Annotated in this window: 9 protein-coding genes and 1 other RNA gene; 6 read left to right on the plus strand and 4 right to left on the minus strand. The window is 55.2% G+C overall.

All coding sequences use genetic code 11. The features are described from left to right. Positions 1-98: 98 nt before the first annotated feature. Positions 99-1,238, plus strand: a complete 1,140-nt coding sequence (gene dapE, locus AUQ42_RS04220; protein WP_068517854.1) for a succinyl-diaminopimelate desuccinylase — start codon at positions 99-101, stop codon at positions 1,236-1,238. Here dapE and AUQ42_RS04225 read toward each other — a convergent pair whose 3' ends face one another. Further along, complete coding sequence (locus AUQ42_RS04225; protein ID WP_068517855.1) at positions 1,239-1,913, minus strand: TetR/AcrR family transcriptional regulator; 675 nt, start codon at positions 1,911-1,913, stop codon at positions 1,239-1,241. Between the two features lie 168 nt (positions 1,914-2,081). On the opposite strand from AUQ42_RS04225, the gene AUQ42_RS04230 reads away from it, so the two are divergent. Then, a complete protein-coding gene (locus AUQ42_RS04230) occupies positions 2,082-2,750 on the plus strand; it encodes a glutathione S-transferase family protein (protein WP_068517858.1) in 669 nt (222 codons plus the stop codon). A 136-nt stretch (positions 2,751-2,886) separates the two neighbouring features. Here the strand turns inward: AUQ42_RS04230 and AUQ42_RS04235 are convergent, their stop codons facing one another. Next, positions 2,887-3,495 carry a glutathione S-transferase family protein gene (locus AUQ42_RS04235; RefSeq protein WP_068517833.1) on the minus strand — a complete coding sequence of 203 codons (609 nt, stop codon included), beginning with the start codon at positions 3,493-3,495 and terminating at the stop codon, positions 2,887-2,889. 158 nt (positions 3,496-3,653) lie between these two features. Between AUQ42_RS04235 and AUQ42_RS04240 the strand changes: the two genes are divergently transcribed. Then, positions 3,654-4,553 carry a LysR family transcriptional regulator gene (locus AUQ42_RS04240; RefSeq protein WP_068517835.1) on the plus strand — a complete coding sequence of 300 codons (900 nt, stop codon included), beginning with the start codon at positions 3,654-3,656 and terminating at the stop codon, positions 4,551-4,553. A gap of 57 nt (positions 4,554-4,610) precedes the next feature. Then, positions 4,611-4,979, plus strand: coding sequence for a DUF1636 domain-containing protein (locus tag AUQ42_RS04245; RefSeq protein WP_068517837.1), 369 nt, complete (start codon positions 4,611-4,613; stop codon positions 4,977-4,979). A 27-nt stretch (positions 4,980-5,006) separates the two neighbouring features. On the opposite strand, the gene AUQ42_RS04250 is transcribed toward AUQ42_RS04245, so the two are convergent. After that, positions 5,007-5,807, minus strand: coding sequence for a hypothetical protein (locus tag AUQ42_RS04250; protein WP_156480828.1), 801 nt, complete (start codon positions 5,805-5,807; stop codon positions 5,007-5,009). 104 nt (positions 5,808-5,911) lie between these two features. Then, on the minus strand, positions 5,912-6,838 hold the full coding sequence (gene nudC / locus AUQ42_RS04255) for an NAD(+) diphosphatase (RefSeq protein WP_068517840.1): 927 nt from the start codon (positions 6,836-6,838) through the stop codon (positions 5,912-5,914). Between the two features lie 191 nt (positions 6,839-7,029). Between nudC and ffs the strand changes: the two genes are divergently transcribed. Together ffs and AUQ42_RS04265 are read left to right on the plus strand one after the other, a co-directional pair. Then, an RNA gene (ffs, locus tag AUQ42_RS04260) (signal recognition particle sRNA small type) lies at positions 7,030-7,124 on the plus strand. A gap of 155 nt (positions 7,125-7,279) precedes the next feature. Beyond that, the coding region (locus tag AUQ42_RS04265) for a DNA polymerase III subunit gamma/tau (RefSeq protein WP_068517842.1) at positions 7,280-8,685 on the plus strand (1,406 nt) is incomplete at its 3' end.

Here is an 8,685-nt window from a genome sequence, read left to right on the forward strand (position 1 = left end):
GATTTATAAGGGGCAAAACGGCCAGTCCGTTTTGCCCTTTCTCACACATGCATGCCGGCTACCAAACCACCGGCATCACACCAACAAGAGATTGCCCGATGTCTGCCGCCCTTGAACTTGCCCAGTCCCTGATCCGTTGCCCATCCGTTACACCGGCTGACGCCGGGGCACTTGATGTCCTGCAAAAGGCGCTTGAGGCGCGCGGATTTGATTGCACGCGCAAGGTCTTTGACGGCGATGACAGCGATACGATCGACAATCTTTATGCCCGGCTGGGCACCAAGGGCCGCAATTTCTGCTTTGCCGGGCACACCGATGTCGTGCCGGCAGGCGACACCAGCGCCTGGACCGTTGATCCGTTTGGCGGCGAAGTCATCGATGGACGTTTGTTCGGGCGGGGCGCTGTTGATATGAAAACCGGTATTGCCTGCTTTGTTGGTGCTGTTGATGCCTTTCTGGCGGCCCGTCCGGATTTTGATGAATCGATTTCCTTCCTGATCACCGGCGACGAAGAGGCCGATGCCATCAACGGCACCGTCAAACTGGTTGAATGGTGCGATGACCGGGGCGAAAAATTCGATTGCTGTCTGGTGGGCGAACCGACCAACCCGAAATATCTGGGCGAAATGATGAAAGTCGGTCGCCGCGGCTCTGTGACCGGTTGGCTGACCGTATTTGGCGCACAAGGTCACGTCGCCTATCCGCATCTGGCCGATAACCCTGTGCCGCGCATGATCAGAACACTGGATGCCCTTAATTCCCGCCAACTGGATCAGGGCACGGACCATTTTCAGCCCAGCAATCTTGAAATCACCACCGTCGATGCGGGAAACGCCGCCACCAACGTGGTTCCGGCCAAAGTCAGTGCGGCATTCAACATCCGCTTTAATGATCAGCATACCGGTGCCGATCTTAAAAAATGGATCGAAGATACCTGTGCCGAGCATGCCGGCGCGCACGAACTTAAGGTCAAAATATCGGGCGAGGCATTCCTGTCCAACCCCGGCAAGCTCGCCACCCTGATTGCCGATGCTTCGGAAAAAGTCACCGGCAAACGCCCGGAAATGAGCACCACGGGCGGCACATCCGATGCCCGCTTCATTCAGAAATACACCGAAGTCGCTGAATTCGGTCTGGTCGGCCAATCCATGCACAAGGTCGATGAACATGCCATGGTCGATGACATCGAAAACCTTGTCACGATCTATGCCGAAGTTCTCAGCGGCTTTTTTGACTGATTATCCGGCCTGTTTGGTTTCCCCGGCCGGGATTTTGCCGCGCGATGTCAGAATACTGTCGCGCGTGTCGGTCAGAATGCGATCGGCAGTCTGATCATCAACCGCGCGGCTTAAAACCACCGCCCCCACCATCATCGCCAGCATGGTGGTCGATTCCTGCTGATATTCGGGGGGCAGGTTACGGACCCGTTTGTCGGAATCGATATTGATGTGCTGGTCAATGCCCGGCACATCGTCTTCTTTTGCCAGCTTCCAGGCCAGTTTCTCTGTCGCCTGATTGATCAGTTTTGAAAATGCGGCGCGTGCCTTGTCACCAGATCGCGAAACTTCGGTCGACAAGGTCGGCAAGGCACATCCCATATCGGGGTTTTCAATATGAAGCCGCGACAGATAAAGTTCGGCAAATGCGGTTACCCAGTCATGCCCCCGCATTTCCGCCTTGCGCAATTTGGCCAGTACCGGCGATGACAAAAGTGACATGCCGTTTTCCACACAGGCCACAAACAGGTCTTCCTTGTTTTTGAAATGGGCGTAAAACCCGCCCCGCGTCAGTCCGGCTGCTGCCATGACCTGATCAATCGTCACATTTTCAAACCCGTGCTTTTTGAACTGGGCTGTTGCCGCATTCAAAATGCGAATACGGGTCTTTGGCTTGTGCGCAGCGCTATAGGGCATGGCGACCTCCGTCTTGCGATCCTGATTTTCATCCAGGCGCACGATGACATATAACAATAATATGTTCTTGAACATATTATGTGGAAGGCAATCCTGTCTGCAAGGCACCGCATCACCGATCACCGATCGGTTGGCAAAACCGCACGTCATGCAGCAAAGGAACCTGCCATGTCAGAACTCATTATCGTCGGAATGCCGCGCAGCAACCTGACGCGCAGTGTTCGCATTGCTTGCCTTGAAAAGGAAATCAGCTTTGATTTCACCAGCCGCGATGTTCAGACACCAGGTCGCCCGCCCACCAATGCCTTGTTGGAACGCAATCCGTTTGGCACGGTCCCGGTTCTGATCCACGGCACCTTCACGCTTTATGAGACTGCGGCAATTTGCCGCTATATCGATGATAATTTTGCCGGTCCGCTATTGCGCCCGGTCCGTGCCGACAAAGTGGCGCGCATGAATCAATGGATCAGTGTTGCCATGACACGGCTTGATCAAAACATCATCCGCAACTTTGTCATCCCGATGGTCTTTGCCGATCATAAAAAACGCCACGATCCGGGCTTTGCCATCCACATGAACCAGCTTGCCGACGTGATCCGTCGCGATCTGGCCGTTCTTGATGATGCCTATGGCAACGGCTGGTTGTTCGAAGATCGCTTCACGCTTCCCGACATGATGATCATGCCGATGCTGCATTACCTAAATGCAATGCCCGGCGGTCCGGAAATGCTGGCGGATGCCCCCAATGTCAGGGCCGCTTACGACCGGTTCAAGGCCCGCGGTTCTGCTGCCCAAACCGACCCGCTTCTGCCGGAACAAATTCTGAAATCGGCCTGATGACGGCGTTTGCCCGGCCCCGATGGTTCCCTTAATCCTGTCGGGGTCTTTGGCCACCACAGACGGGGGCGTCTTCCTCCCCCTTCCCCCGGAATGGCGGGTTTCCTGTCTGTGGTGGTCTCTTTTTTTATACCGGTCAGGGCGTCCAGGTGATCGGGACATAGCCGCGAAGCATTTCAATCCGTTCCAACCAGGCACGTACCCCCGGATAGGGCGCAAGACTTATTTTCCCAAGTTCGGCCCGGTGCGTATAGGCATAAAGCGAAATATCGGCAATCGTTACCGTTTCACCCACCAGCCAGTCATGTGCAGACAGACGTTTTTCCATCAGATCAAACGCACGCTTGGCACCGGCCTGCTTCATCGGTTCAAGGATGTCGGCATTGGCCGGAAGCCCCTTGATCTCGTACCAGGAAATCAGAACCGCCACGTTCGGTTCATGATCATACTGTTCAAAGAACAGCCAGCCCATCATCTCCGCCCGTTCAAAGCGGTCTTTGGGGATAAAGTCGGTACCCTCTGCCAGATAGCCGAGAATGGCGTTGCTTTCTGCCAGAACCCGACCGTCATCAAGAACAAGGGCCGGAATTTTGCCGTTCGGATTGATCTTTTCAAGATATTCCGGTGTGCGGGTTTCCCCCTTCATGATGTCGCGTTCGACATATTCAAAGGATTGCCCCAACATGGACAGCAGCAAACGGACTTTATAGCCGTTACCCGACATCAGATAGTCGTTTAATATCATTGTGAAATTCCCTGTGGCACATGCGTTAAAAGCATTCGCGTCAAAGCATTGGCCGGCCAGCTCCGATATTTGCCGCTGGATGATTTTCACACAATCGAATAGTTTTGACCCAATTGTTCAAATTAATTGATCATAAATTCTGATCAAAAGGATGGGCCATGGATTCCGACCTGTTGCGCAGTTTCGTCGCCTTTGCCGAATGTGGCAGTTTCAACCGCGCAGCCGACCGGATCGGGCGCACGCCATCGGCCTTTTCCATGCAGATGAAACGACTTGAGGAACTGGTCGATAACAAGCTGTTTGAACGGGACGGCCGCAATGTTCTTTTGACCAATGATGGCATCACCTTTGTCGGCTATGCCCGGCGCATCCTGTCCCTTCAGGACGAAGCCATGGGCAAGTTGCGCAATCAGGATGCCGCACGCCCGATCCGGATCGGCTGCCCCGATGACTATGCCCAGAAAATTCTGCCCGTCGTCCTGCGTGCGATCCGCAGCATCCTTCCCGATGTGACATTCTTCATTTCGATCAATCCGACCATTCTTTTGCAACGCATGCTTGATCAGGGGGAACTTGATATCTCGCTGGTCAGCCGTTCGGCCATGGGTGAAGAAGGATATTTTTTGCGTCACGAACCGGGTGTCTGGGTAACATCCCCGATCCATCGCCAACATGAAATTGATCCGCTTCCGCTGGTTCTTCCGGCCGAAGACTGCAAATTCCATGCTTGGGCAATTGATGCCATTTCGAAATCCGGCCGCCCCTTTAATCTGTTTGCCACCACAAGACAGGCCGCATCGCTTTTGCATCTGGTGCGCGACGGGTTGGGTGTTGCCGCCCTTGCTGCGGCTAGTGTCACCGATGAATTCCAGATCCTGGACAGTCGCGATGGTTTCCCGCCGCTGCCTGCTGTCGGGGTTGCCATCATGCTGGCAGAAGATTCCCACCCGCTGGTCAGCCGCAAACTGGCTGGTGTGATTCAGGATTATGTCAGTCAGAACCTTGATGACACCCCGGCTGATCGTCAAGAAAGCTTGACCATGGCCGGTGCAAACTGATTGGATGCGCGCCCGCGACAAACGACCTGACCAAAAACGCCAACCAAAGTTGATCCGATGACGTCCAAACCACGCCTGAATATTTGCATTACATGTACCGCATCGAATGCCGATGCCCCGTCCGATCCGCGTGACGGTAAGCAATTGTTTGATCGCATGGCCGCACTTTGCGCCGACCACGACCTGCCATTTGACCTGCATCCGGCGGAATGCCTGACCAATTGCAAATCGGGCTGCTCTGTTGCACTGAATGGTGCGGGCAAGTGGGGATATGTTTATGGCAATGTCGATCCCGACACCATGCTTGATGATCTGCGGGATCTTGCCACCCGATATGCCGACAGTGAAAATGGTATTGTTGCCTGGCGCGAACGTCCGGAAACATTACGGCGCAATGTGATTGCGCGCATTCCGCCACTCGATTAACGGGATAATTTGACCGATATCCGGGCGTCAGCCAGATACACCGGCATGCAATTGACGCCATAATTCTTCAACGTCGCCACCGGCCAGCAACCTGGCCACCAGTGCGTTGAACTCATCAAGCGGAATGGCCGATTCCCTGGTCAGTACCGACACCAGATCATAGGTCGCATCGGGTTTGTCCCCGATGATCAGGCGTTCATGCAATCTGGGGTCACTTGCAAAACGACGGGCTAAAAATCCGGCCGACACGATGCCGATCGGCGCTTCTCCGGCCAGAAGCCCGTTCAGAACTTCGCTTTCGTTATAGCGAAGCTCCACATTGAAGTTTTCGCGTAAATAATCCGGATCGGCATTGAAATCGGCAAAACCGTAATGAAAGCCCAGAACACAAAGCATGGGATGGGCCGAAACATCAGCAAACAGGCTTTTGGCGTCTCTCTGGCTTGCCAAAGTCAGATAGATGTCCTTTTCCCGGACAATCGGATCGGAATAAAGCACGTCAAACGCCGGCCAGTCCCATTGGGCACTTTCAAGCAAAATCAGATCAAGCTCGCCATTCATCAATGCCTGATATCGTCGTCTTGATGACGTTTCGGCCAGCTCGAACCGATAGGTGTCCTGCAACCCGTTGAGCCGATCAATCAGCATCGGGACGATGCCACGCGGTGATCCGTCCTCAAAATAATATACCACGCCATATTCATACGCCCCGACCTTGACGGGAACAGGGTCGCCGGCCTTGGCCGGAACTGCCCAGACCCACAACAAAAACGCACCCAGCGCCAAAACGGCCCGAACCGCGTGATGATGTGAATGATGCTTTCGCACGATCTCTTTCCCGAACTTTTTTGCCACCGATAAAAAACGCTGTCGCTGCCAAACCAAAAAGTATCAAAGCCGGTCGCGGCATGTTTTGCCGTCGACGACACCTTTTATATGAGTCGGGCGCACCAGTTTTCCAGAAGGTAGCGTGCAATAGAAATCGGACGCGGAAGATTTATGCCCTTTTCCGGCAGTCCCGGAACGTCATCGCGATGAACCCACATGGCGAATTCGATTTCTTCCTGATCGGGGAAAAGTTCGGTGGTTTCTGCTTCGGCAATGAAGCCCAGCATCAATGAGCCGGGAAACGGCCATGGCTGGGACGCCACATATTGCGGGCGTTTGATCCGCACGCCGACTTCTTCATAAACCTCGCGGGCCACCGCCTGTTCAAGCGTTTCGCCCGGCTCCACAAACCCCGCCAGAACCGACACCATCCCGGGCAAAAATTGTGGCGACCTTGCCAGCAAAACATGATCCTGATGATGGATCAGCATGATCACAGCCGGGTCTGTTCTTGGAAAATGGGCCTTGCCGCAATCGGGGTTGGTACATTGCAACCGATAACCGGCTTCCTCGATCCGGTTGGGATGCCCGCAATTGCCGCAAAAACGATGACCCCGATGCCAGTTGAAAATGGCACGCGCCTGGGCGGCCAATGCCGCCTCGTCACTTGAAAGTGCCGCCATGCGGGTGCGCATATCACCAAACCCGCCTCCCAATGCCCGTACCGCTTCATCCCGGTCGGCAACCACCGGGGCAATATCCACGGCAATGACCGGCCCGTTTTGATCCCGACCGATATAAATCCAGTGCCCGCCATTCAAATCCACATCCAGATGCGGGATCGCCGGACCACCAAGCACCACCAGTTCATGCGCATCCATATCCTCGGGCCAGGCAAATAGCGGATCACCGGCATGACAAATCAGAATCCGCAACGACTCCTCGGCCAGAAGAATCTGCTGCCAGTCTGCGGTTTTGCGCAATACGGCATCGCGATCAAGATCAATGGATTCATAGAACTGCCTGTTCATGGTGGTGCGTTTCCTTGAATGCTTCTTGCGGGATCACGGGCAGTCAACTTCTTGAGGTTCCCGGTTTTTCCGTGGGGATCGGCAACGACATTAACGCGGACATTCCCGTGCCAAAAGCCACGATTGCGTCATTTCAAAAAAATCCAAGCCAACCCTTGCGTTTTGGCAGCTGTTGGGCGATATAGGGGGCGAGAGGCTGGCAGTGGACGGACCGCTCGCCAACCCGGTCAGGACCGGAAGGTAGCAGCCGTAACGAGTTTTTCCGGGTCGCTGTTCAGTCTCTCACCCTTATCATTCCCCAAACATCCCCTTGTTTTTTGTCATGTGCCTTACATCTTCGGGCATGTGGTTTTTTGTATGGGAAATTTCCCACTTGGCCTTTCCCATCCCCGATGGAAGCTGCTAAAACCAAACTGACTTTCAACATGCCGGACCGGATGAATGAGCGATCAGATCGAGACCGCCAGCCAAGATATGCCCGAAAGTGACGCACCTGCGCCCGAACAAGCCGCTGCACCCCAATCAAGCAGCGCTGCACCGGCCGCCGCAGACAGCAACACCGCACCCAAAAGCGAATATCAGGTTCTTGCGCGAAAATACCGTCCGAAAACCTTCGAAGAGCTGATTGGTCATGGCCCGATGGTCAAGACCCTGTCCAACGCCCTTGAAAGCGGGCGTCTGGCCCATGCCTTTGTTCTGACCGGGGTGCGCGGTATTGGTAAAACCACAACGGCCCGTATCATTGCACGTGCGCTGAACTGCATCGGTGCGGATGGCAAAGGCGGGGCGACTATTGAACCGTGTGGCGTCTGCGAACATTGCCGCGCCATTGCCGAAGACCGCCATGTCGATGTTCTGGAAATGGATGCCGCGTCCCGTACCGGTGTGGATGACATTCGCGAACTGATCGAAGGCGTGCGCTATCGCCCGACCTCGGCCCGTTACAAGATCTACATCATCGACGAAGTGCACATGCTTTCCAAAAGTGCGTTTAACGCGCTTCTCAAAACGCTTGAAGAGCCGCCGGAACATGTGAAATTCATCTTCGCGACCACCGAAATCCGCAAAATTCCGATCACGGTTCTGTCGCGTTGTCAGCGCTTTGATCTTCGCCGCGTTCAGACCGAAGAACTGGCTGCCCATTACACCCGCATCGCCGGGCTGGAAAATGCCGAAATCGAAGAAGAAGCCGTCACCCTGATCGCCCGTGCCGCCGACGGATCTGTCCGTGACGGCATGAGTTTGCTCGATCAGGCGATTTCCCATGGCGCTGGCAAAGTCACCACCCAGCAAGTCCGTGACATGCTGGGTCTTTCGGACCGGTCGCGCATTTTCGATCTGTTTGATTTCACCATGAAGGGCGAAATCAACGAGGCGCTTGAACTGTTGTCTGCGCAATATGCACTGGGCGGCGATCCCGCCGTGATGTTGCAGGATATGCTGGACCTGACCCATTGGCTGACTCGTGTGAAATTGTCACCCGATGCCGCCAATGACCCCGGCGTGTCACAGATCGAACGTGAACGTGGCAAGGAAATTGCCGCCAAACTTGCCATGCCGCAATTGACCCGCGCCTGGCAGATGCTGCTTAAGGGGCTTGAAGAAACGCGCATTGCGCCATCCCCCATTCAGGCCGCTGAAATGATCCTGATCCGTCTGGCCTATGCAGCAGAAATGCCGCCGCCCGGCGATCTGATCAAAAAACTGCGCCAGGACATGGCCAACGCGGCAAGCGGTGCCGGACCACAAGGTGGCGGCGGCGGTAATGGCGGCCCCGGACCGCGCATGCAGGTGGTCAATGGCGGCGGTGGTGCCGCTGCCGTGGCACAGCGCCGCCCCGACCCGCT

The organism is Thalassospira sp. MCCC 1A02491 (assembly GCF_001613785.1).
In the GTDB taxonomy this organism is placed as follows: domain Bacteria; phylum Pseudomonadota; class Alphaproteobacteria; order Rhodospirillales; family Thalassospiraceae; genus Thalassospira; species Thalassospira povalilytica.